Here is a 23448-nt window from a genome sequence, read left to right on the forward strand (position 1 = left end):
CGCAGGCGGCGCAACCGCCGACTTGCAGTGCGCGCGGCGCACGATTCCCCCCTCCTGCGGGGCTGTCGAACCCGCGGCAACCTGCTAGGCTCCCTGCGCGTGGAAAACCTGCGGCTTCATTTCACAAACCGTCCCTCTCCCGACCGTCCGCTGTCCACGGGCGTGCATCGCATCGTGCGCGAAGCCGCCGGCACGATCGGGGTCGGCGACGCGTTGCAGGGCGCACTGCTGGCGCAGATCTGCGTGGACCGCCGCGGCCTGTGGCTGCAGGTGGCCAACGGCATGCGCGGCGTCCACATCAACGGCCGGCCGGTGAAGCGCATGGCCGTGCTGCGCCCCGGCGATTCAGTCTACGTGGAAGGCGTGGAGCTGCTGCTGCAATCCTCCCACCTGCCGGCCACCGAGGTGCGCGAGGCCGATGCCGGCCAGGGCGACCCGCGCGTGGTGCTGCGCGGCGTGGGAGGCAAGTACCACGGCCGCAGCATTCCGCTGGGCCAGCCCTGCGTGGTCGGGCGCGGCCGCGACGCGACCCTGAGGGTGGACGATCCGGCGTTCGCCGAGCGCCATGCCCGCCTGGAGCTGCGCGGCGAACGCGTGCTGCTGCGGGACCTGGGTTCGGCCGAAGGCACCCGGGTCAATGGCGTGCCGGTGCGCGACGCGCTGCTGGTGGCCGGCGACCAGGTGGTCTTCGATGCGCAGCATCGCTTCGTCCTGGAAGTGCCGTGGTTGCCGAGCGCTTCGGTGGGGGAACCGATGGACGCCGACGAGCCGCCCGTTTCCGATGCCCCGGTCGCCGAGCGTCCGCCGCAGGGCCGCTCGGTCGGCCGCTGGCCGTGGCTGTTGCTGGCCGCGCTGTTGCTGGCGGCTGCGCTCAGCGCGTTGTTGCTGTTCGGCGCGGGCTGAGGCGCTTCCATACCCGCCAGCCCAGCAGCGCGGCCAGGATGGCCGCATACAACAGCGGCTCGCGGATGTCGGATTTCACCAGCCACCAGAAGTGCAGCACCGCCAGCACGCCGATGGCGTAGACGGCCTTGTGCAGCCTGCCCCAGTTGCGACCCAGTCGCCGCATCCAGCCTTGGGTGGAGGTGATCGCCAGCGGCACCAGCAGCAGCCAGGCGGTGAAGCCCACGGTGATGTAGGGGCGCTTGACGATCTCCTCGAAGATCTGCGTCCAGTAACCGCGCAGGTCCAGCACCAGGTACGCCGACAGGTGCAGGGTGGCGTAGAAGAAGGCATACAGCCCCAGCATGCGGCGGAAGCGGATCAGCACGGGCTTGCCGGTCAGTTGCCGCAGCGGGGTGACGGCCAGGGCGATCATCAGGAGGCGCAGCGCCCATAGCCCGGTGCGGTGTTCGATCTCGGCCACCGGGTCGGCGCCGAGCGCGTCGCTGCCGGTGGTCCAGACGTCGTGGAACTGCCAGGCCAGGATCGCCAGTGGGGTCAGGGCCAGGGCGTGGACAAGCGTCTTGGCGGCGATGAGGGTGGGGGAGGTCTTGGGCATGGTGGGGATGATGCCTGCTTTGCGGGTCTGGTTTGGGGCTTATTGTTTTCGTTGGCCCTGCGGGGTGGGTTTGTGGTGTTCGGTGGCATGGTGCCGCTCGCCGCGGGGGCCCTACTTTCTTTGCTTGTGCAAAGAAAGTAGGCAAAGAAAGCACACCCCGGCGGTCCGCCCGCCACTGCGTGGCGGGTGCGCAGTCCCGGCAGGAATTTCCGGAAGACACATCCTGTGTCATCCGGAAACGGCGCACATCCTTGTGCGCCGCCCTGCGGGTTGTACCTGCCGGGACTGCCGGACCTCAGGGGCCCCGACAGCGGGCTCCCGGATCAATCAGACAACCTGCTTGTGCTCTTGCTTTCAGGGGCCCCCATTTAGGCGCGGCAAGCGGGCCGGGTAAAACCCGTAGGGCGGCGCGCTGGATGCGCGCCGTTTTCGTATGGCACAGGGATGTGCCTTACGAAAATTCCCGGTTCGCTTGCGGACCCGGAGCGAAGCGCAGGGCGCGCCGCCTGGGGTGTGCTTTCTTTGGTTCTTTCTTTGCACAAGCAAAGAAAGAACGCCCCGCGGCGAGCGCGCCATGCTTGATGAAAGCAGGCCCCTCCGAAAAGTGAGAATGAACATATTGCGTTCATCACAAATGAACGTGATACGTGAATCCGCATGTCGCCAGTACATGTTAAGTGGGACGCAGGCAGGCTTCGTTCAGCCCTCACCCCAACCCCTCTCCCGGTGGGAGAGGGGCCTGGATCGTGCATGCCGAGGAGCAGTGGTGCGCCAGGGCGCACCCTACGGCGTGCTCGTCGTCGCGCAGGCGCGGGGCGCGGGCGCACCCAGCGGAGGCCACCGCGCGGACTCAATACCACTTCTTCAGGTCCATCCCCGCATACATCGCCGCCACCTGGTCCGCATACCCGTTGAACATCCTCGTCGGGATGCGCTCGGCGAACAGCTTGCTGGCGGTGCCCGAAATGCGTCGCTCGGTCTTCTGGCTCCAGCGCGGGTGGTCCACGTTCGGATTGACGTTGGAGAAGAACCCGTATTCCGAAGGTTGCAGATCGTGCCACGCGGTCTTCGGCATCCGCTCGACGAACGTGATCTCCACGATCGACTTGATGCTCTTGAAGCCGTACTTCCACGGCACCACCAGCCGCAGCGGCGCGCCGTTCTGCTGCGGCAGCGGCTTGCCGTACAGGCCGGTCGCCAGCAGCGTCAGCGGGTTCATCGCCTCATCCATGCGCAGGCCCTCGCGATAGGGCCAGTTGATCGAGCGATAGCGGATGCCGGGCATCTGCACCGGGTCGGCCAGGGTGGTGAATGCCACGTACTTGGCTTTCGAAGTCGGTTCGAACCGCTTCAACACCTCGCCCAGCGGCACGCCCAGCCACGGGATCACCATCGACCAGCCTTCCACGCAACGCAGGCGATAGATGCGTTCCTCCGGCACGAGTCCTTTCACCAGGTCCTCCAGCGACAGCGTGCCGGGCCTGGCGCATTCGCCCGTGACCGCGACCGACCAGGGCGAGGTCTTCAGGGTCTTGCGGGCGGTGGACGGGTCGGCCTTGCCGGTGCCGAACTCGTAGAAGTTGTTGTAGCTGGTGATGTCCTCGTAGCGGGTCAGCGTTTCGGCGGTACGGAAACCCGAGCGGGCCTGTTCCGGCGTCACGGTGGCTGTGGGAGGAGCGGGTGGCTCGGCGTCGGCGCAGCCGGACAGGGCCAGGGCGGGCGTCATCGCGAAGGTGCGCAGCAGGTTGCGTCGGTCGCGGTAGACCGCTTCGTCGGTGATCTCCGAGGCGGGGATCCGCAGGGCGTCGCGCAGGGACATGGGGGCTCCAGGGCAGGTTCCGGACATTACTGTTGGACGAAGGAAGGAGCGGAAAATTCCCGACCGCGCCGGGGCAGCGGGAACAGGGTAGGCGCCGGCGGCTGAAGGCGGAGTGCACGCCTTGCGCAATCCGCCTGCCCGGGTCGCGCTTGGTTGCCCCTGCAACTGATGCGCTGCGGCATACTAGGGATTCATTCCTTCAGGTGCTCCATGACGCGCGCGTTCAACTTCAGTGCCGGTCCCGCCACGCTGCCCGAGCCGGTGCTGCGGCAGGCCCAGGCCGAAATGCTCGATTGGAACGGCATCGGCGCGTCCATCGTGGAAATCAGCCACCGCAGCGCGGACTTCATCGCCGTGGCCGCCGAGGCCGAAGCCGACCTGCGCCGGCTGATCGGCATTCCCGACGACTATGCCGTGCTGTTCCTGTCCGGCGGCGCCACCACCCACCAGGCCCTGCTGGCGCTCAACTTCGCCGCGCCCGGCCAGGTCGTGGACTACGTGGTGACCGGCCACTGGGGCAAGACCGCGATCAGGCAGGCCAGGCCCTACGTCACCGTCAACATCGCCGCCGATGGCGGGCCGGGCGGCTTCCACGACATCCCGCCGCGGGAGACGTGGAAGCTCACGCCGGACGCGGCCTACGTGCACATCACCGCCAACGAGACCATCCATGGCGTGGAGTTCCGGGAGACGCCGGAGGTCGGCGAGGTGCCGCTGTTCGCCGACTTCAGTTCCAGCATCGCGTCCGAGCCCATCGACGTATCGAAGTACGGCGCGATCTACGCCGGCGCGCAGAAGAACCTGGGGCCGGTGGGCGTGGCGGTGGTGATCATCCGCAAGGACCTGTTCCAGCGCGCCGGCCAGCCGCGCGCGGACATCTTCGACTACCGCTCGCACGCCGAACGCGATTCGATGCTCAACACGCCGCCGACCTGGAACTGGTACCTGGCCGGGTTGGTGTTCAAGTGGATGCTGGCCGAAGGCGGGGTGCAGGAATTCGCCCGGCGCAATGCGCTCAAGTCGGCGCTGGTCTACGACGCCATCGACGCCTCCGGCGGCTTCTACCGCAACGAGGTGGCGCCGGCCGTGCGTTCGCGGATGAACATCCCGTTCTTCCTGCCGGACGAAACGCTGACCGCGCGCTTCGTGTCCGAATCCAAGGCCGCCGGCTTGCTGGCGTTGAAAGGCCACAAGGCCGTCGGTGGCCTCCGCGCCTCGCTGTACAACGCGCTGTCGGTGGAGGGCGCGCAGGCGCTGGTGGATTTCATGCGCGATTTCCAGCAGCGCAATGGTTGAATGAATCTATTGTAGGAGCGGCTTCAGCCGCGACCGTGGAACGGCAGTCGCGGCTGAAGCCGCTCCTACAGAAAGCACCGTGAGGAAAGGAACATGGCCGCAAAGCCGAAGAAGACCGCAGGCAAGACCACTACACCCGTCGGCAAGAAAACCGATGGATCCAAGGCGGTCGCCCCCGTCCTGTCCGACGTGCGCGCCAAGATCGACGGCATCGACCGGCAGATCCAGGCGCTGATCGCCGAGCGCGCGCAGTTCGCGCATCAGGTGGGCAAGGCCAAGGGCAAGCTGGCCGCGGCGGTGGACTACTACCGGCCGGAACGCGAGGCGCAGGTGCTGCGCATGGTGGTGGACCGCAACGAAGGCCCACTAAGCGACGAAGTGCTGGTGCACGTGTTCCGCGAGATCATGTCGGCCTGCCTGGCCCAGCAGGAGCCGTTGAAGATCGGTTTCCTCGGGCCGGAAGGCACCTTCAGCCAGCAGGCCGTGCTGAAGCATTTCGGCCGCTCGGCGCATGGCCTGCCGCTGGCCAGCATCGAGGAAGTCTTCCAGGAAGTGGAGAACGGCAACGCCGACTTCGGCGTGGTGCCGGTGGAGAACTCGGGGCAGGGCACCATCCAGATCACGCTGGACATGTTCCTCACCTCCAACCTGAAGATCTGCGGCGAAGTCGAACTGCGCGTGCACCAGTACCTGCTGTCGCGCACCGGCCGCATCGAGGACATCGAGCGGATCTATTCGCACCCGCAGTCGTTCGCGCAGACCTCGTCTTGGCTGCGCGCCAATCTGCCCAAGGTGGAGAAGATCCCGGTTTCCAGCAACGCCGAAGGCGCCCGCCGCGCGCGCGGCTCCGACGACGCGGCCAGCATCGGCGGCGAGAGCGCCGGCCATGTCTACGGGCTCAAGAAAGTGGTGATGAGCCCGATCCAGGACGACGCCGACAACACCACCCGCTTCCTGGTGATCGGCCGCAGCATCTTCCCGCCGTCGGGCCACGACCGCACCTCGGTGCTGGTGTTCATCCACGACAAGCCCGGCGCGCTGTTCGACGTGCTCAGCCCGTTCGCGCGGCACGGCATCAGCATGAACCGCATCGAGTCGCGGCCTTCGCACCATGCCAAGTGGGAATACGGCTTCTTCATTGACCTGGCCGGCCATGTCGAGGACGAAGGCATGAAGCAGGCGCTGGCCGAACTGAAGAAGCACTCGGCGCAGATCAAGGTGCTGGGGTCGTATCCCGTCGCCGTGCCTTGATGCGAACCCTTCCCGCCGCGTGCGGGGGGAAGGTGCCTGAAGGGCGGATGGGGGCAGTCCGCGAGCGCTGCTTGCCCCCACCCCAGCCCTCCCCCGCAAGCGGGGGAGGGGCTAACCAAGAGATCGCAATGACGAACAAGCAACACTGGATCGCATCCCAAGGCCGACCGCTGCGCGGCACGCAGGACATTCCCGGCGACAAGTCGGTGTCGCACCGGGCGGTGATGTTCGCCGCGCTGGCCGATGGCGTGTCGAGGATCGACGGCTTCCTGGAAGGCGAGGACACCCGCGCCACCGCCGCGATTTTTTCGCAGTTGGGCGTGCGCATCGAAACCCCGTCGCCGTCGCAACGCATCGTGCACGGCGTGGGCGTGGATGGGCTGAAGGCGCCCGAGGGTCCGCTGGACTGCGGCAACGCCGGCACCGGCATGCGTCTTCTGGCCGGCCTGCTGGCGGCGCAGCCGTTCGACAGCGTGCTGGTGGGCGATGAATCGCTGTCGAAGCGCCCGATGCGCCGCGTTGCCAATCCGTTGTCGAAGATGGGCGCGCGCATCGATACCGAAGAGGGTGGCCTGCCGCCGCTGCGCATCCATGGCGGCCAGCCGCTGCGCGGCATCGACTACACGCTGGAAGTCGCCAGCGCGCAGGTGAAGTCCGCCGTGCTGCTGGCCGGCCTGTACGCCGGGGGCGAGACCGTGGTGCGCGAGCCGCATCCCACCCGCGACTACACCGAGCGCATGCTGTCGGCGTTCGGCGCGCAGATCGAATTCTCGCCCGGCTTCGCGCGCCTGCGCGGCGGGCAGCGGTTGAAGGCCACCGACATCGCGGTGCCGGCGGACTTCTCCTCGGCCGCCTTCTTCCTGGTCGCCGCCAGCATCGTGCCCGGCTCGGAACTGCGCCTGCGCGCGGTGGGCCTGAATCCGCGCCGTACCGGCCTGCTGGAAGCGCTGCGCCTGATGGGCGCCGACATCACCGAGGAAAACGCCAGTGAGCATGGCGGCGAACCGGTCGCCGACCTGGTCGTGCGGCATGCGCCGCTGCGCGGCATCAAGGTGCCGGAACGCTTGGTGCCGGACATGATCGACGAGTTCCCGGCGCTGTTCGTGGCCGCCGCCTGCGCAGAAGGCCCGACCGTGGTGCGCGGCGCCGCCGAACTGCGGGTGAAGGAATCCGACCGCCTGGCCAGCATGGCCAACGGCCTGCGCGCGCTGGGCCTGCGCGTGGACGAAACGCCGGACGGCGCGACGATCTTCCCCGGCGCCTTGCAGGGCGGCGAAGTGGACAGCCATGGCGACCACCGCATCGCGATGGCGTTCGCGGTGGCCGCGCAGCGCGCCCAGGGCGAAGTGCGGATCGGCGACGTGGCCAACGTGGCGACCTCGTTCCCCGGTTTCGACGAGTTGGCCGCCGGCGCGGGTTTCCGACTGCGCGGCGCCTGATCCTTCCTGTGTGTAGGAGGGGCTTCAGCCCCGATCCAGGCTACCCGGTTGTCGGGTCGGGGCTGAAGCCCCTCCTACAGGGGATATATAAAAAACGGGGAAGCCGATGGCTTCCCCGTTTCTGTCCGGTCCGCTTGTTGCTGGACCTTACCTCGCGGCGACCATGTCCGACGGCCTGAAATCGACCGGCACGCGCACGGCGCTGGCGACGGTCTTGCCGTTGCGCATCGCGGGTTCGAAGCGCCACTGGCGCACGGCGCTCAATGCGGCGCGGTCCAGTTCGCGTTCGCCGCTGCGCTTGGCCACGCGCACCTCGACCGGCACGCCGTTGGCGTCCACTTCGGCATGCACCACCACGGTGCCGCCAACGCCGGCGCGCAAGGCCGCGGCCGGGTATTTGGGTTCGGCGTTGCCGGCCAACGGACGTGGCTCGCGGTTGATGGCGGCGCGGGTCGTCGCCTTGGCTTTCGGCGCGGGGGCGGCGGCCGTGGAACGTTCGCGCAGGGCTTCCTCGGCGGGAGCGGTAGGTGCGGGCAGCGCGCTGGCCGGACGCAGCGGTTCGGCCTGGCGGTTCTGGCTCATCCAGACCAGCGCGGCCGTGGTCACGGCAAACGCCAGCAGGACAAGCAGCAAGGGCGATACGCTGCGACGCGGAGAGGCGGCGTTGTCTTCCATCGTTTCCGGAGTGCGGTATTCGTTGTTCGTGGACGGCGACATGGGACCTCCTGATCACGTTGTGGAACGTGGCCGAGTCTTGCATGGCGCTTTGTTCGGGCCATGTGATCCGCAAGTGAAGTCGCCGCCGGTGGATTCAGCAACCCGAACGCAGGTTCAGCAACGCGAGCGCGGCGTCAACGCAACTTAAAGTCGATGGGAATGGTCACGCTGCCCACGACCGGCTGGCCGTCGCGTTGCGCGGGCTGGAAGCGCCAACGGCGCACGGCCTCGACGGCGGCGCGGTCCAGGTCGCGCGATCCGCTGCGCTGCTGCACTTCGACGGACAAGGGCACGCCGTCGGCGCCCACTTGCACGCGTACCATCACCGTGCCTTCCGTGCCGCGGCGCATCGCCGCCGAAGGATATTGCGGGGCCGGCGTCTGGCCCGGCACCGGCACCGGCACTTCGCCGGGGGCCAGCGCCACGCCAGCGGGCAGGGGAGCGGCAGGCGCCACGGGCGCGGCGGGTGCGCCGGGAGCGTCCTGCACGGGCGCCGGCATCGGCCTTTCCTCGACCAGCGTCGGGCGATCGTCCGCCGGGCGCGCGGGCGGCTCGTCCATGCCGCTGGCGCCATCGCCGCTGGGCAGCGGCTCGGGCAGGGCCTCGACCGGCTGGTTTGCGCCGGCAACGGTTGTTTCGGGCTTGTAGAACCCATCGTCGCGGCCGACCCACCAGACGATGACGAACAGCAGCAGGCCGATGCCGAAGGCGAGGGCGGCGAAGATCAGGGCACGGCGGGGCAGGCGGAAGACGAAGTGCGGATCGCGCGGTTGCTGGGAGGCCGACATGGGAATCACCGGTGGAATCGCGCCGATTCTTGCACAGCCGGCGTTAACCGCGCGGGCAAGCGGCCGCGGATGGGCGATAATGCCCGCTTCCCTCGCCAGACCGCTGTTTCCATGCTCGATCCCGTCCTGCTCCGCACCCAGACCGCCGAACTCGCCCAGCGCCTCAAGGACACCCGGGGCTTCGACCTGGACACGTCCCGGCTGGCCGAACTGGAAAACGCCCGCAAGCAGATCCAGAAGCGCACCGAGGAACTGCAGAACCTGCGCAATACCCGCTCCAAGGCCATCGGCCAGGCCAAGGCCAAGGGCGAGGACGTGTCCGCGCTGATGGCGGAAGTGGCCGGTTTCGGCGAGGAACTGAAGGCCTCGGAGGCGAAGCTGGAGGAGATCCGCGCCGGGATCGAAGCCATCGCGCTGGGCATCCCCAACCTGCCGCACGCCAGCGTGCCGGCGGGCGCGGACGAATCGGCCAACGTCGAACAGCACCGCTGGGGCACCCCGCGCGCGTTCGGCTTCGTGGTGAAGGACCACGTGGAACTGGGCGCGCGCCACGGCTGGCTGGACAGCGATGCCGGCGCCAAGCTGTCCGGCGCGCGTTTCACCGTGCTGCGCGGCCAACTGGCGCGCCTGCATCGCGCGCTGGCGCAGTTCATGCTGGACCTGCACACCAACGAACATGGCTACGAGGAAACCAACGTGCCGCTGATCGTCAACGAGGACTCGATGCGCGGCACCGGCCAGCTGCCGAAGTTCGAGGAAGACCTGTTCGCCACCCAGGTGGGCGACGCCCGGCGCTACCTGATCCCGACCTCGGAGGTCTCGCTGACCAACATCGTCCGCGACGCCATCGTCGAGGACGCCGTGCTGCCGCTGCGCATGAGCGCGCACTCGCTGTGCTTCCGCGCCGAGGCCGGCAGCCATGGCCGCGACACCCGCGGCATGATCCGCCAGCACCAGTTCGAGAAGGTGGAGCTGGTCTCCATCGCGCGCCCGTCGGAGAGCTACGACGAGCACGAGCGCATGACCCGCAGCGCGGAAGTGGTGCTGGAGAAGCTGGGCCTGCCGTACCGCCGCATGCTGCTGTGCAGCGGCGACATGGGTTTTTCCGCGACCAAGACCTACGACCTGGAAGTCTGGCTGCCGTCGCAGGACACCTACCGCGAGATTTCCTCGTGCTCCAACTGCGAGGATTTCCAGGCCCGCCGCATGCAGGCGCGCTGGCGCAATCCCGCCACCGGCAAGCCGGAGCCCGTGCACACGCTCAACGGTTCCGGCACCGCCGTGGGCCGCGCGCTGATCGCGGTGATGGAGAACTACCAGAACGAGGACGGTTCCATCACCGTGCCCGAGGTGCTCCGCCCGTACATGGGCGGCACCGAACGTATCGCCTGAAATGAACTAGCGACGGGATCCACTCCTTCCCCCGCTTGCGGGGGAAGGCTGGGATGGGGGCAAGCACGAAGCCTCGACGAATGACAGGCGCCTACCTGCTGGTCACGCCGCTTCCGCCACCAGCGCCTGGTGCAGCGAAACGCCGGCAGTCACGCCGTCGGCCACGGCGAAGCTGATGCTATGCCCCGCGCGCACGATGTCGCCGGCGGCGTAGATGCCGGGTACGCTGGTCATGCGGCGTTCGTCGGTGCGGACGAGCCGGCCCATGGGGCTGTCGTCCATGTCCAGTTGCAGTTGGGCGACCAGGGGACGCTGGTGCAGCGTTGGCGCGACGAACAGTGCTTTCAATGGCAATTCGCGTCCATCGGCCAACACCACCCCCGTCAGATCAGGGGCGTTGCCCGATAGCCCGGCGATGGGTGTGGTCTCGATGGCCACGCCTCGAGCCTTGAGCTTGCCGGCGGCCTCTTCGTCCGGAAGCGGTCCGCCATGGGTGAAGAAGGTCGTCGGACCCCAGTCCCGCACCAGGCTGGCCTGATGTCCCGAGAGCGGATGGCCGCCCAGCACGCCCAGCGGCCCACCGCCGGTTTCGTAGCCGTGGCAGTACGGACAGTGCAGGACCGTCCGGCCCCAGCGCTCCTGCAGGCCGGGCAGTGCGGGCAATTCATCCCGCAAGCCGGTGGCGATGACGACCTTGCGGCTGGTCACCGTGGTGCCATCGCTCAGCAGCACGTCGAACGTCGATGCCATGGCCTGGATGGCGATCACGTCGCCCGTCCGCAGCGCCGCTGTGGGATAGGCCAGGACTTGCCGGCGCGCCGTGGCGAGGATATGCCGGGGCGGTTGGCCGTCGTGGCCGAGAAAGCCATGCGCGGCCGGAGAGAAACGATTTCGCGGTTGTCCGCCGTCCACTACCAGCACGCGGCGTTTTGCGCGGGCGATATAGGTGGCCGCGGCCAGTCCGGCGAAACTGCCGCCGACAACCAGGGCGTCGCAAGCGGTGGGGATTTCAGTGTCCATGGGTTCGCTTCGCGGCAGGGAACGGGTGGGCAGCCATGTGCTGCCGGAAATCCGCGGCGAGGTCCGCCAGCGTCACTTCGCCCAGACGGGCGGCCAGCAGTGCCTCGGCATCGCGCATCACGCCGTTGAGGGCCACGTTCACCGCCTGCTGCACGGCGCACTCGGGGCGCTCGTTCAAGGGATTCATCTTCAACAGGGACGGCGTGCCCAGTGCGCGATGCACGTCCAGCAGGGTGGTTCGATCCAGGTCGCAGGCCAGCTTCCAGCCGCCGCCATGGCCCTTGGCGGACTGCACCCACCCCAGTTCGCGTAGCCCGGCCAGGGTCCGGCGGACCACCACCGGATGGGTATGCATCATCCGGGCGATCTGGTCGGAGGTCATCGGGCCATCGACCTGAGCCATGTGCAGCAGCACATGCAGAACGGCGGAAAGGCGGTCGTCGGATTTCATGTAACCATAATAGTTACGTTAAGAGTGAGCGTCAACCGTACAAGGAAAAACGGCCCGCTTGCGCAGGCCGTTGGAGGAAGGAAGTATTTCTGCAACAGCAGGTTATGCGGCTTCCTTGAGAGGTTGCGGGATGTTGGCGAGCGCTGATTCGATGGCATCGGCACGATGCTGGGTGGAGTAGGCCACGCCTTCGGCATGGACGAACTCCACGTCGGTGATGCCCAGGAAGCCGAACACCTGCTTCAGATACGGTTCCACGAAGTCGATCGGCGTGCCCGTGTAGATGCCGCCGCTGGCGGCGGCCACGATCACGCGCTTGCCGCCGGCCAGGCCCACCGGGCCGTTCTCGGTGTACTTGAAGGTGCGCCCGGCGATGGCGATGCGGTCGATCCAGGCCTTCAGCGTGGACGGGATGGCGAAGTTGTAGCGGGGCGCGCCGACGACGATCACGTCGGCATCGAGGAACTGCTACATCGCCAGTTCGCCGGCTTGCGCGGCGGCGGCATCGCCCCCACCCAATACCGCACCGGTCAGGTGGGACAGCGGCTCGGCGTCCAGGTCGCGATAGGTGACCTCCAGCCCGGGCAACTGGTCCTGCCAACGGGCTACGATGGCCGCGGTAAGCTGGCGGGTGACCGAGTTGTCGGCCAGGGCGCTGCTGTCGATATGCAATAGTTTCATGGTGTCTCTCCGGTCGGGATGCGGCCTCAACCGCGTTGGAGAGCACTCTAGATCGTTGCATATGTGGAATAAAGTTGGTCTAACATCATTGATTGTTCTAAGGGTGGAACTATAGTCATGCAGCACGACCTCAACGATCTCTATTACTTCGCCATGGTGGTGGATCACGGCGGCTTCGCCGCGGCCGAGCGGGCATTGGGCATTCCCAAGTCGCGCCTGAGCCGCCGCATCAGCCAGTTGGAAACCGACCTGGGCGTGCGCCTGCTGCAACGTTCCACCCGCCGCTTCGCGGTGACCGACGTGGGCATGAGCGTGCACCGCCACGCGCAGACCATGCTGGCCGAGGCGCAGGCCGCGCGCGAAGTGGTCGATCGCCTGAGCGCGGAGCCGCGCGGCGTGGTGCGGGTGAGCGTGCCGGTGGCGGTGGCGCAGATGCAGTTGCCGAAGATCCTGCCGATGTTCCTGGACAAGTACCCCAAGGTCCGGCTGCAACTGCACGTCAACAACCGCCGCGTGGACATCATCAACGAAGGCTACGACGTGGCCCTGCGCGTGCGCGCCAAGCTGGACGACGACGGCAGCCTGGTGATGCGCAGCTTCGGCCAGATACAGGAACTGCTGGTCGCCAGCCCCAAGTACCTGCAACGCGCCGGTCGCCCGCGCGACCCGGACGAACTGGCCCAGCACGTCACCCTGAGCATCAGCGAGGACGAGGCGCGCCAGCGCTGGGAGCTGCATGGCCCCAACGGCGAGGTGCGCCGGGTGGAACTGCAACCGCGCCTGGCCGGCTTCGACTTCCCGCTGCTGCAGTCGATGGCGAAGGACGGCTTCGGCATCACCCTGCTGCCTGAGACGGTCTGCGCCGAGGCCGTGCGCAAGGGCGAGCTGGAAGTGGTGCTGCCGGAATGGAGCCTGCCGCAGGGCATCTGCCACGCAGTGTTCGCTTCGCGACGCGGGCTGCTGCCGGCGGTGCGGGTGTTCATCGACTTTCTGGCCGAGCACCTGCCGCAGCAGATCGAGTCCTCGCGCCTGGATTGCGGCGGCAAGTGCTCGGAAGAGAAGGAAAAGGCGCTGGCGGTGGCCATCGACAACACCCGCGCCGGCAAGGTGAAGAAGGCCTCGTAGGCCAAGCCCCGGCGTTCGTGCGAAAATGCGGCCCCGTCTGCAAGGGGCCAGGCAGTTGGTAGCGGGGACGGGATTTGAACCTGCGATCGGGATCGAAGCCGTTACGACGAAAAGATGGCCGAGCGGTTCAAGGCACCGGTCTTGACTGCGAAGGCCGCAAGGCCGAAGCGAACATCGACCGCAGGTCGATGGTCAAACCGGCGACGGCGCGTCAGCGCCGCAGGTAGTGAAGCGACAATGGAGAGATGGCCGAGCGGTTTAAGGCACCGGTCTTGACTGCGAAGGCCGCAAGGCCGAAGCGAACATCGACCGCAGGTCGATGGTCAAACCGGCGACGGCGCGTCAGCGCCGCAGGTAGTGAAGCGACAATGGAGAGATGGCCGAGCGGTTTAAGGCACCGGTCTTGAAAACCGGCGAAGGGTCAAACCTTCCGTGGGTTCGAATCCCACTCTCTCCGCCAACCGCAAGGCATTCGCGGCGCCGTCATCCGGCGCCGACCCCGCCGATCTCGTGCAGTTTGGCTTGGGCCGCCAGATGGTCCAGCTGCTCGAGCGGCAGCGAGACCAGCAGTTCGATCCGACGGCGCAGCATCGCGAAGGCGGCGGTGTAGGCGTGCCGGCGGGTGTCTTCGTCGCCGCTCACCGCCGCAGGGTCGGGGACTCCCCAGTGCGCGAGCGCAGGATGGCCGATCCATACCGGGCAGGCTTCACCGGCGGCGTTGTCGCACAAGGTGATGATGATGTCCATTTCGGGCGCGCCGTCGCCCGAGAATTCGTCCCAGCTCTTGCTGCGCATGCGGGCGGTGTCGTAACCGAGGGCTTCGGACAGTTCCCTGGCCATCGGCTGGACCTCGCCTCTGGGATCGCTGCCGGCGCTGAAGGCGTTGAATCGCCCCTTGCCAAGCACGTTGAGCAGGGCTTCCGCCATGATGCTCCGCGCCGAGTTGCCCGTGCAGAGGAACAAAACATTGTAGGTCTTGTTTTCCATCGGTTGCCTCATCGGTTCAGAAAAACTCGGCGCCGCGGCTCTTTCGTGGCCGGCGCGCAGGCCCGGCCGCCGCAACAGTTCTCGGCCAGGAAGCCGACCAGCGCGTTCATGTGCTGGAAGTCGGCGCGGATGCGGATCACCCGTCCCTCGCGCTCGTCGGTGACGAGTCCCACCGCCCGCAATTGATTGAGGTGCGCGGTCATCGTGGCGGCGGGCAAGTCGAGCGCCTCGCGCAACTGGCCCACGGCCAGCCCTTCCGGTCCCGCCTGCGCGAGCGCCCGATAGGCGGCCAGGCGATGATCGTGGGCGAGGGCGCGCAGCGCCTGGACGGTGTGTCGGCTGTTCATGCTTCCATCTTTCCGGAATATTGGAAAAATAGAGGAGAAGGTTTGCAGTTTTGTGGCAGCTTCGATCCAGGCAAGCGGGAAACCATGAAGTGGACGACAATCGGCGTCATTGCCGGTCCCGGCCGCCGTGCGGAAGTGCTTGCCATACGGGCCGAACTGGCATCTCCGGTCTGGACGATCCTTGACGATGGCGGCGGTGGATATGACGAACGTGGACACGATAGTGGCGGCCCTCGACCTGGAGACCGGCACCGATGCCGTGCTGGCCCGGGCGATCCAGTTGGCGACGGCCCATGCCGCCAGGCTGCTCGTGCTGCATGTCATCGAGGCCGAGCCTCTGTCGCAGGTTGCCGCTTTGTCGGGTCGCAGCGAAAGCGACCTGCAGGAAGAACTCGAGCGGCAAGCGTTTTCGACGATCGAGCCTCTGCTGGTCGAAAGCGGCCGCACTTGGCGGGCGGATGCGCACATCGAATTCGGGGCGCCACATGAAGTTATCGCGCGCATCGCGGGCGAGCAGAATGCGGCCGTCGTCGTGATCGGGCCGGGCAAGGGCCGGTCGCTCAAGGAAAAGGTCCTGGGTTCCACGGCGGACAGGGTGATCAGGACGGCCGCCGTCCCGGTCCTCGTGGTCAGGAAGGCGTCGGCGGAACCCTATCGGCAGGTGGTGGCCGCCGTCGATTTCTCGCCTCAATCGGCGGTGGCCGTGAAGGAGGCACGCCGGCTGGTTCCCGAAGCCGCCCTGCAACTGGTCCACGCCGTCGACATTCCGCCCGCTTTCGAGCAGGCCATGCTGCGCGCCGGAACCTCTCAGGTCGAGATGCAAAGATACCGTTTGGCAAGGATCGACAAGGCGCGTCGCGATCTTGCCGCATTCGTGCGCGACGTTGCCGGGGCCGGCAAGATCGACACCCGCGTCGTGCACGGCAGGGCTGGTCCTGCCTTGGTCCGCCTTTCGAAGGGTCGCCGGGTCGACCTGGTGGTCATGGGACCGCATGGCCAGGGACGCTTGCCCCATGCGCTCCTGGGCAGCGTGACGCAGCGGGTATTGAAGGAATCGGGATGCGACGTTCTTGTCGCGGGCGGCCGATGATCGCCGCTGGTATCGATATCGATGATCGGCCAAGGCTGGTCATCAAGGCACAGTGACTTCCGGGGCTTTGACGGCTGGAGGTAACCCGTATCATCCTGCAGGGACAGGAGGGGTTATGCGTCTGGTTCGATGGGCCTGCTTGCTTGCCGTGTTTCCACTCGTCGGACTGGCGTCGGAACCGACGGCACCCCCGGTGCCCAGCCGTACCGAGTTGGACGCCGAAGTCGCCCGCGTGATGACCGCCGCGCAGGCCAATGGCCTGGCGTTGGCGGTGATCGACCAGGGCAAGGTGGTCCACGTCGCGGCATACGGCACGCGCAATGCGGCGGGCGATCCGCTTGAGACGGACACCATCATGTACGGCGCGTCGCTGACCAAGGCCGTCTTCGCCCATGCCGTCATGCAACTGGTGGAGGAGGGTGTGCTGGACCTCGATCGCCCCATCGGCGAGTACTTCGACAAGCCGCTGACCGACTACCCGGCCGAGGACAAGTACGGGCCGTGGCCCGACCTGGCCGGCGACGCGCGCTGGAAGAGGATCACGCCGCGCATCCTGCTGACCCACAGCGCCGGCTTCGCCAACTTCGCCTTCCTGGAACCCGACGAGAAACTGCGCATCCACTTCGAGCCCGGCAGCCGCTACGCGTATTCCGGCGAAGGCCTGATCCTGCTGCAATACGTGCTGGAACGCGGGCTGGGCCTGGACGTGGGCGAGGAAATGCAGCGCCGCGTGTTCGACCGGTTCGTCATGCCCGATACCAGCATGATCTGGCGCGAGGATTTCGCCGCCAACCTCGCCGATGGCTGGACGGAAGACGGCGGCGTCGAGCCCCACGACCCGCGCAGCCGCGTGCGTGCCGCCGGCTCCATGGACACGACCATCGCCGACATGGCGAACTTCGCTGCCGGATACATCAATGGAGAAGGGCTTACGCCGCGCGGCTTCTCCGAGTTGACCTCTCCGCACCTGCCGATCACCACTGCCTCGCAGTTCCCGACGTTGCAGGACGAACTGCCTGCGGCGCAGCGCCGGAAGGACCTGGCCGCCGGTTTGGGCGTGGTGGTGTTCGAGGGGCCGCAGGGGGCCGGCTTCTTCAAGGGCGGGCACAACGATTCCACCGGCAATACGCTGGTATGCATCCCGCGGAACAAGCGCTGCGTGGTCATCCTGGCCAACGATGTCCGTGCCGAACGCGCGTTCCCGCGCCTGGTCGCCTTCGCACTGGGCGAAACCGGCGTGCCTTGGACGTGGGAATATGGCGACATGCGGTTCATCCGCTGAACCGCTTCTTGTCCTGCTTGCCCGGCCCGATCGACGACATCGCATGCTCATCCTGCAAACCCCGCGCCTGACGCTGCGTCGCCTGCAACCCGGCGACCTGGATGCGCTGGCGGCGCTCTACGCGGATGAGGAAACGCGTCGCCATTTTCCCCGTGGCACGCTTACCCGCGATCAGACGCAGGAAGAACTCGAGTGGCACCGGCACGGGCACCCCGACGATCCGCGCCTGGGGCTATGGGCGACCATCGAGCGCAGCAGTGGCGCCCTCATCGGCCGCTGCGGCCTGCTGCCGTGGACACTGGACGGCGTGGACGAAATCGAAGTGGCCTATTTGATCGACCGCTCGCGCTGGGGGCAGGGCCTGGCGGGCGAGGCCGCGCAAGGCATCGTCGAATACGCCCACGGCACGCTGGGCATCGACCGCCTGATCGCCCTGATCAAGCCCGGCAACATCGCTTCCGCCCGCGTCGCCGAGAAGATCGGCATGCGCCACGAACGCGATTACCAGCATGCATCCGGGCCGTGCCGGCTGTATTCGCGAACGCGATAGGCATGCGCCCCGCGTCGCGGTTGCTTCCACTTTTCCAGCAAGCATCTTCGCGATGGCGCCGCGACCTGATGCGCGCGCGCATCGGCTGCGCCAGCATCAAGATGGCCATGCCAACGCATGATGCGTATCCGCCCTCATGACAGGACGCATGCAACGTTCTTAACATCGTGTTGACTTAATGAAATGCGATGCGGGCTAGAATGCTGCATCGCATCAGTCGGCACGACGTCAGTCTTGGGGATCGACGTTCCTGTTTGCGGCGCCTCGCGCCCTGTACGCCATGCACACGATCTTTCCGCGGCCTGCCTCGCGCATTGCGCCATCGGTTGTGGGGTTCCATGCGTGCGTCGCTTCGACCCGCGCCGGCCACGATGCCTCCGCATGTCCCTCGTGTTGTCGACGGACGTCTTACGTCGCCCCGTGCGCGGCAGAACAAGGAGCATCCGCCCATGAGTTTGATGACATCCACGCCGCCGTTGCTGTTGGCGACCGATCTCGACGGCACTTTCCTGGCCGGCGATGCCGAAGCGCGCATGCAGTTGTACCACCTGGTGGACGCGCATCCCGACGTCAGGCTGGCATGGGTGACCGGGCGCGGGCGCGAAGCGGTGCTGCCGCTGCTGGCCGATCCGGCGTTGCCGCGACCGGATTTCATCATCTGCGATGTCGGCGCCACCGTGTTGAGCACCCGCGACATGCGCGCGATACAGCCGCTGCAATCGCAGATCGAGGCGCGCTGGCCGGGCGAGCACGTGGTGGCCGAGGCGATGCGGCGATTCCCGATGCTGGTGCGGCAGGATGTACCGCAGGAACGCCGTTGTTCGTACTACTGCCACCCGGAAGAACTGCGGCCCCTGCGCGCGCAGATCGAAGCCGTCGCCGCGTCGCTGGGCTGCGAAGTGCTGTACTCGGCCGACCGTTACCTGGACATCCTGCCGCGCGACACGCGCAAGGGCAGCACGTTGTCGGCCCTGGTGGCGAAGCTGGAGATGGGGCCGGGCCAGGTGCTGGTGGCCGGCGATACCTTGAACGATCTGTCGATGTACGGCGAGGGGTTCGCCGGCGTGTGCGTGGGCGATTCCGAGCCCGCGCTGCTGGAAGCCACGGCCGGGCTGCCGCGCGTGCTGCATGCCGACGAACCCGGGTGCGGCGGCATCCTGCAGGCCATCGCGCATTTCGAACTGCTGGATGCGCGCGACTACGCCGTGCCCGTGCGCACGCACGGCAAGGCGGAACTGGTGATGGTCTACCACCGGCTTCCGTACGAGGAGCACGTGGTGGACGGCAAGCGTCTGCGCCGGCCGCACAGTTCGCCCAACGGCATCATTCCCAGCCTGCTGAGCTTCTTCTCCGACGGGCATCCCGGTTCGTGGGTGGCGTGGACGGTGGACGATGCCAAGCGTCCCGCGTTCGAGACGCATGTGCCGGTGGACCCGGAGCGCTACCCGGGCCTGACCGCGACCCACGTGCCGCTGAGCAAGGCGGAAGTGGACGTGTTCTACAAGCGCTTCTCGAAGGAAGCGTTCTGGCCGGTGATCAACAGTTTCTGGGAGCGCGCGCGCTTCAACGAGGACGACTGGCGCCTGTTCAAGCAGGTCAACCGCCGTTTCGCCGAGGCCGCCGCCGCCGAGGCCGCGCCGGGCGCGACCGTATGGCTGCACGACTACAACCTGTGGATGGTGCCGTCGGTGCTGCGCGAATTGCGGCCGGACGTGAAGATCGCCTTCTTCCACCATACGCAGTTCCCGTCGGCGGACATCTTCAGCATCCTGCCGTGGCGGCGCGAGATCCTCGGCAGCCTGCTGGCCTGCGACTACATCGGTTTCCACATTCCGCGCCACGTGGAGAACTTCACCGATGCCGTGCGCAGCACCTTCCCGGTGGAAGTGGTGTCGCGCGCCTCGTGCGCGCCGCGTTTCCTGACCTATGGTTGCGCGGTGGGCGTGGACAGCATGGCCACGGAGCTTTCGCTGGACGGCCGCAGGGTACGGTTGGGCGCGCATCCCATCGGCACCGACGTGGGACGCATCGAAGCTTGCCTGAAGACGGAGGAGGTGTCCGACGACATCCGGCGCATCCGTGGCGAGATAGGCGAGCGCAAGCTGGTGCTGTCCATCGAGCGGCTGGACTACACCAAGGGCATCCTGCAGAAGCTGCACGCTTTCGAGCGGTTGCTGGAGGAATCTCCGGAGCTGCAGGGCAAGGTGACGTTGGTGATGGTGTGCGTGCCGGCGGCCAAGGAGATGACGGTGTACCGCCCGTTGCAGCAGCAGATCGAACAGGCGGTGGGCCGCATCAACGGCCGCATGTCGCAACTGGACTGGACCCCGGTGCGCTTCTTCTCGCGCGTGCTGCCGTTCGCCGACGTGGTGGCGCACTACGCCGCCGCCGATGTCATGTGGATCACGCCGCTGCGCGACGGGTTGAACCTGGTGGCGAAGGAATTCGTGGCGGTGCAGGGGCTGCGGCGCGGCGACGGCGTGCTGGTGCTGTCCGAGTTCGCCGGCGCGGCGGCCGAACTGAAAGGCGCGTTGCTGACCAACCCGCACGACCCCGCCGACCTGAGCCGGGTGCTGCGCCATGCGCTGATGATGCCGCTGGTGGAACGCAAGGACCGCAAGCGGCGCCTGTTCGACATCGTCCGGCACTACGATCTGGCGCGCTGGGGGCGGGATTTCCTGGAAGGGGTCGCGGCGACCTGACCGGACGGTCGGACCGGCCTTGAAGAAGTCCGTCACAACTCAATGCATTTACCTGCAACTCCATGCATTTACCTTTGACAACGGCTGTTGCGCGTGTCGATAGTGATGTCTCAGGCAAGGGACAGGAGGCCTGTCATGAGGACGATGATGACGCGTTGCATGACCTGGATGCTGATCGGCTCGGCAGCCCTGCTGCTGTTCGGCCTGGCCCAGATGCCCGAGTTGTGGATTCCCACCGGTGGCTGAGCGCCGCGTGTTTCCGCGTACGCACTAAGACGAGACCAATATCAGTTCCAACGCGGGAACCTTTCTCCCCGTGGCCGGGGAGAGGGGGAGGGGACGGCTATCCCATCACCACATTCCGGAGCCCCGAAAAAACGAACCCGGCCGCCACAGGCGCCGGGTTTGAAAGGGGAAGCCCCCGACTCTCCTGCCGTGCCGCTTGCTCAAGGCGGCGCCCGTTTCCGTTGCTGAGCGGCCTTCGTGGCCTTCGCAGGGCGTGCTGTCGGGGAACGTGCCCATCCTGCGCGCCGGCAGTCACATTCGCAGTCAGGCAATGCCGCGATGGCATGTAAGGATATTCCTACCCGCATGGGGCCGGCCATACCCCGGCGGCCCACGGTCGTCACGCGCACAGGCGCAGTCCGTGGAACAGGCGCCACTTGCCGTCGCCGCCCTCCACGTTGATGGCGTAGTCCAGGCCCTGCTGGATCCGCTGGTTGGCCAGTTTCACCGCATAACGCAGGGCCGCGCCCCGGCTGTTGAAATGCAGGGGCGGAGACTCGTTGATGGACAGCGAGTAGGTGCCGTCCTCGGCGGGCGCGTTGTAGAGGTCGAAGGTCATCATGTCGGCAGGTGGGGGATTGCCTGACACGAATCTACGGAGCGTGCCGTGACGCAGGCGCATAAATGCCGGCCTGGCTTTCGCGGCGGTTCAGGCACGTGCAGCGGATGTTGCGAAAACGTGCGCTGGGGCTGAACGGCCTGCACATGGCCTTCGCATTCCCGAACGTATAACGCGCGCAGTGGTAGGCGCGCGGATCCACCCCTTCCGCCGCCTGTTCCCCTTTCACCGAGCCCTATGGGCCGACGACCCGGGAGCCACGAGAGAACCAAACGCAGCGCACGGACATCCCCCTGTTCCATTGCTGCGCCTGGCGGTCGATCGCGAGTCCGACACCGTCGCCGTCCGGAGAGCCAGGCGTGTTCTCGCACAATCAGGAAGGAAACAAGAACGGGCCCGGAAGGGCCCGTTTGCGTGCCGGACGCCGGCAGGCGCGTCAGTGCCGGGCGGTGCCGGCCTGGTCCCAGGCGCGTAGCCCGGCCTCCACCACCCGCAACGCATCGTCGACCTGCCGGCCGTCGAGTTCGGCCGCGGTGTCGCGCGGGCTGTGGATCACCTGCATGACCTTGGGGACTTCCGCGGGCTTGCCGCCGCCGAAGATCTCCAGGATCGGGCCGATTTCGTCGCGGCCCACCAGCGAGAACGACACCGCCGACCAGCCGGCCTTGAGGAAGGCCAGATGGTCGGTGGGCGGGTACTTGTCGCCAGGCTCGAAATCCAGCTTCTGGTACTTGCTGGCGGCGCGCAGTGCGGCGACCAGCAGCGTGTCGGCTTCCGGGGACATCATCCACAGCGTATCGCCCCAGCCGAACACGTCGAAGTTGACGTACAGGGCGGGCTGCTCGCGTTCCGGCGTGGCGACCCAGGCGCGCGAACCCAGCAGGCCATGTTCCTCCAGGTCCCAGAACACCAGCTGCACGCGGTGATGCTGCAAGGGATTGGCCTTCAGTGCAGTGGCCAGTTCCAGCACCGCCGCCACGCCGGAGGCGTTGTCGGTGGCGCCGTGGCCGACATCGACCTGATCGTAGTGCGCGCCGATCAGCAGGAGTGGGGCATCCGCGGGACCGCCGAGGTCGGCGACGAGATTGGTGCCCGTCTTGCCGTCCTGCTCGAAGCCCTCCTGCTTCCACGACAGGCCGAGCGTGTCCAGCCGCTCGCCGATGGCCGCCGCGCGGGCGGGCGTCTGCGTATGCGCGCTGATCCGCTGCACCTGGCTTTCCCAGCGGCTGGAGACATCCGCATCGGCGAAGGCGGGGAGCGGGGCCAGCAGCGCGAACAGGCAAAGCCAGCGGCGGGAGGAGAGCGGATGCGGCATCGGGGAACCCTGAGGGTGAAAGTCCGGAGTATGCCGCATCGCCCAACGCGGAGTGACCGGCATGCCGGCCCACGAAGCCGCTAAAATGTGAGTTGCGGCGCCCGGGTCCACAGGACTAGTCTCGGATTTCGTCCCCTTGGTCCGGAAGCTTTGCCGAATGCCGATCCGTGTCTTCCTGATTGACGACCACGCGCTGGTGCGAACCGGCATGCGCCTGATCCTGGGCACCGAAACCGATATCGATGTCGTGGGCGAAGCGGAAACCGGCGAGGCGGCGTTGCCGCAAGTGCGGCAGCTGAAACCCGATGTGGTGCTGTGCGACCTGCACCTGCCGGGCTACAGCGGGCTGGAGGTCACCGAACGCATCGTGCGCGGCGATTCCGGCGCGCGCGTGATCATCGTGTCGGTGCTGGAGGACGGCCCGCTGCCCAAGCGCCTGCTGGAAGCGGGCGCGTCCGGCTACATCGGCAAGGGCGGCGATGCGACGGAACTGATCCGGGCCGTGCGCGACGTGGCGCGCGGCAAGCGTTACCTGGGCACCAACGTGGCGCAGAACCTGGCGCTGCATACGGTGGGCGGCGATGCCTCGCCGTTCGATGCGCTGTCGCCGCGCGAACTGGAGGTGGCGATGCTGTTGACGCAAGGTTTGCGGCAGGAGGAAATCGCCAAGCGCCTGAGCCTGAGCGCCAAGACCGTCAACACGCACAAGACGCGCCTGTTCGAGAAGACCGGCGTGCAGGACAACATCGCGCTGGCACGGCTGGCTGCGCAGTGGGGGCTGGTGGATCCGGCACGCGCGCTGTGATGCGTGGATGCCATGCAGGGCGGCCGGCGGGCGGATAGGCCGCTTC

At 67.2% G+C, this 23448-nt stretch carries 21 protein-coding genes, 1 tRNA gene and 1 pseudogene; 12 read left to right on the plus strand and 11 right to left on the minus strand.

Annotation, left to right across the window (positions count from 1 at the left end):
• Positions 1-99: 99 nt before the first annotated feature.
• Positions 100-903 (plus strand): FHA domain-containing protein, encoded by an 804-nt coding sequence (locus AAD027_RS07895; RefSeq protein ID WP_341725482.1) that lies wholly within the window; start codon positions 100-102, stop codon positions 901-903.
• On the opposite strand, the gene msrQ is transcribed toward AAD027_RS07895, so the two are convergent.
• Positions 872-1501, minus strand: a complete 630-nt coding sequence (msrQ, locus tag AAD027_RS07900) for a protein-methionine-sulfoxide reductase heme-binding subunit MsrQ (protein WP_341725483.1) — start codon at positions 1499-1501, stop codon at positions 872-874. The two genes, AAD027_RS07895 and msrQ, sit on opposite strands and share 32 nt — an antisense overlap.
• A gap of 850 nt (positions 1502-2351) precedes the next feature.
• Positions 2352-3320, minus strand: a complete 969-nt coding sequence (gene msrP, locus AAD027_RS07905; RefSeq protein WP_341725484.1) for a protein-methionine-sulfoxide reductase catalytic subunit MsrP — start codon at positions 3318-3320, stop codon at positions 2352-2354.
• 210 nt (positions 3321-3530) lie between these two features.
• On the opposite strand from msrP, the gene serC reads away from it, so the two are divergent.
• The 3 genes from serC to aroA all read left to right on the plus strand — a co-directional run bounded on the left by serC (position 3531) and on the right by aroA (position 7306).
• Positions 3531-4616: a phosphoserine transaminase gene (gene serC / locus AAD027_RS07910; protein ID WP_341725485.1), complete on the plus strand. Its 1086-nt coding sequence runs from the start codon at positions 3531-3533 to the stop codon at positions 4614-4616.
• A 93-nt stretch (positions 4617-4709) separates the two neighbouring features.
• Entirely contained in the window at positions 4710-5867 is a 1158-nt protein-coding gene (gene pheA, locus AAD027_RS07915; RefSeq protein ID WP_341725486.1) for a prephenate dehydratase, read from the plus strand.
• Between the two features lie 128 nt (positions 5868-5995).
• Positions 5996-7306: a 3-phosphoshikimate 1-carboxyvinyltransferase gene (gene aroA, locus AAD027_RS07920; RefSeq protein ID WP_341725487.1), complete on the plus strand. Its 1311-nt coding sequence runs from the start codon at positions 5996-5998 to the stop codon at positions 7304-7306.
• A 147-nt stretch (positions 7307-7453) separates the two neighbouring features.
• On the opposite strand, the gene AAD027_RS07925 is transcribed toward aroA, so the two are convergent.
• The gene (locus tag AAD027_RS07925) at positions 7454-8023 is read right to left on the minus strand and encodes an energy transducer TonB (RefSeq protein ID WP_341725488.1); all 570 of its coding nucleotides are present in this window, start codon (positions 8021-8023) and stop codon (positions 7454-7456) included.
• A gap of 134 nt (positions 8024-8157) precedes the next feature.
• Positions 8158-8811: an energy transducer TonB gene (locus AAD027_RS07930; protein WP_341725489.1), complete on the minus strand. Its 654-nt coding sequence runs from the start codon at positions 8809-8811 to the stop codon at positions 8158-8160.
• A gap of 111 nt (positions 8812-8922) precedes the next feature.
• Here AAD027_RS07930 and serS point away from each other — a divergent pair, with 111 nt between their 5' ends.
• Positions 8923-10203 (plus strand): serine--tRNA ligase, encoded by a 1281-nt coding sequence (gene serS / locus AAD027_RS07935; RefSeq protein WP_341725490.1) that lies wholly within the window; start codon positions 8923-8925, stop codon positions 10201-10203.
• Positions 10204-10305: 102 nt separating this feature from the next.
• On the opposite strand, the gene AAD027_RS07940 is transcribed toward serS, so the two are convergent.
• The 3 genes and pseudogenes from AAD027_RS07940 to AAD027_RS07950 form a co-directional block, all read right to left on the minus strand.
• On the minus strand, positions 10306-11223 hold the full coding sequence (locus AAD027_RS07940; protein WP_341725491.1) for an NAD(P)/FAD-dependent oxidoreductase: 918 nt from the start codon (positions 11221-11223) through the stop codon (positions 10306-10308).
• Positions 11213-11674 (minus strand): Rrf2 family transcriptional regulator, encoded by a 462-nt coding sequence (locus AAD027_RS07945; protein WP_341725492.1) that lies wholly within the window; start codon positions 11672-11674, stop codon positions 11213-11215. Before AAD027_RS07945 ends, AAD027_RS07940 begins: the two co-directional genes overlap by 11 nt.
• A 102-nt stretch (positions 11675-11776) precedes the next feature.
• Positions 11777-12355 (minus strand): annotated as a pseudogene (locus AAD027_RS07950) (FMN-dependent NADH-azoreductase).
• Positions 12356-12472: 117 nt separating this feature from the next.
• Here AAD027_RS07950 and AAD027_RS07955 point away from each other — a divergent pair.
• Entirely contained in the window at positions 12473-13480 is a 1008-nt protein-coding gene (locus AAD027_RS07955; RefSeq protein ID WP_341725493.1) for a LysR family transcriptional regulator, read from the plus strand.
• A gap of 370 nt (positions 13481-13850) precedes the next feature.
• Positions 13851-13940 (plus strand) — tRNA-Ser (locus AAD027_RS07960).
• 23 nt (positions 13941-13963) lie between these two features.
• Here the strand turns inward: AAD027_RS07960 and AAD027_RS07965 are convergent.
• Positions 13964-14467 carry an arsenate reductase ArsC gene (locus AAD027_RS07965; protein ID WP_341725494.1) on the minus strand — a complete coding sequence of 168 codons (504 nt, stop codon included), beginning with the start codon at positions 14465-14467 and terminating at the stop codon, positions 13964-13966.
• Positions 14468-14475: 8 nt separating this feature from the next.
• The gene (locus AAD027_RS07970; protein WP_341725495.1) at positions 14476-15033 is read right to left on the minus strand and encodes an ArsR/SmtB family transcription factor; all 558 of its coding nucleotides are present in this window, start codon (positions 15031-15033) and stop codon (positions 14476-14478) included.
• Between AAD027_RS07970 and AAD027_RS07975 the strand changes: the two genes are divergently transcribed.
• The 4 genes from AAD027_RS07975 (at position 15026) to ggpS (ending at position 20438) form a co-directional block, all read left to right on the plus strand.
• The gene (locus AAD027_RS07975; protein ID WP_341725496.1) at positions 15026-15904 is read left to right on the plus strand and encodes a universal stress protein; all 879 of its coding nucleotides are present in this window, start codon (positions 15026-15028) and stop codon (positions 15902-15904) included. The two genes, AAD027_RS07970 and AAD027_RS07975, sit on opposite strands and share 8 nt — an antisense overlap.
• A gap of 115 nt (positions 15905-16019) precedes the next feature.
• A complete protein-coding gene (locus tag AAD027_RS07980) occupies positions 16020-17186 on the plus strand; it encodes a serine hydrolase domain-containing protein (protein ID WP_341725497.1) in 1167 nt (388 codons plus the stop codon).
• A 43-nt stretch (positions 17187-17229) separates the two neighbouring features.
• Positions 17230-17736 carry a GNAT family N-acetyltransferase gene (locus AAD027_RS07985; protein ID WP_341725498.1) on the plus strand — a complete coding sequence of 169 codons (507 nt, stop codon included), beginning with the start codon at positions 17230-17232 and terminating at the stop codon, positions 17734-17736.
• Positions 17737-18185: 449 nt separating this feature from the next.
• Entirely contained in the window at positions 18186-20438 is a 2253-nt protein-coding gene (ggpS, locus tag AAD027_RS07990; protein ID WP_341725499.1) for a glucosylglycerol-phosphate synthase, read from the plus strand.
• 625 nt (positions 20439-21063) lie between these two features.
• On the opposite strand, the gene AAD027_RS07995 is transcribed toward ggpS, so the two are convergent.
• Complete coding sequence (locus tag AAD027_RS07995) at positions 21064-21285, minus strand: hypothetical protein (protein WP_341725500.1); 222 nt, start codon at positions 21283-21285, stop codon at positions 21064-21066.
• A 433-nt stretch (positions 21286-21718) separates the two neighbouring features.
• A complete protein-coding gene (locus tag AAD027_RS08000) occupies positions 21719-22597 on the minus strand; it encodes a M28 family metallopeptidase (RefSeq protein ID WP_341725501.1) in 879 nt (292 codons plus the stop codon).
• 157 nt (positions 22598-22754) lie between these two features.
• On the opposite strand from AAD027_RS08000, the gene AAD027_RS08005 reads away from it, so the two are divergent.
• Complete coding sequence (locus tag AAD027_RS08005) at positions 22755-23402, plus strand: response regulator (RefSeq protein ID WP_341725502.1); 648 nt, start codon at positions 22755-22757, stop codon at positions 23400-23402.
• Positions 23403-23448 lie beyond the last annotated feature (46 nt).

This window comes from Pseudoxanthomonas putridarboris (genome assembly GCF_038321125.1).
In the GTDB taxonomy this organism is placed as follows: Bacteria; Pseudomonadota; Gammaproteobacteria; order Xanthomonadales; family Xanthomonadaceae; genus Pseudoxanthomonas_A; species Pseudoxanthomonas_A putridarboris.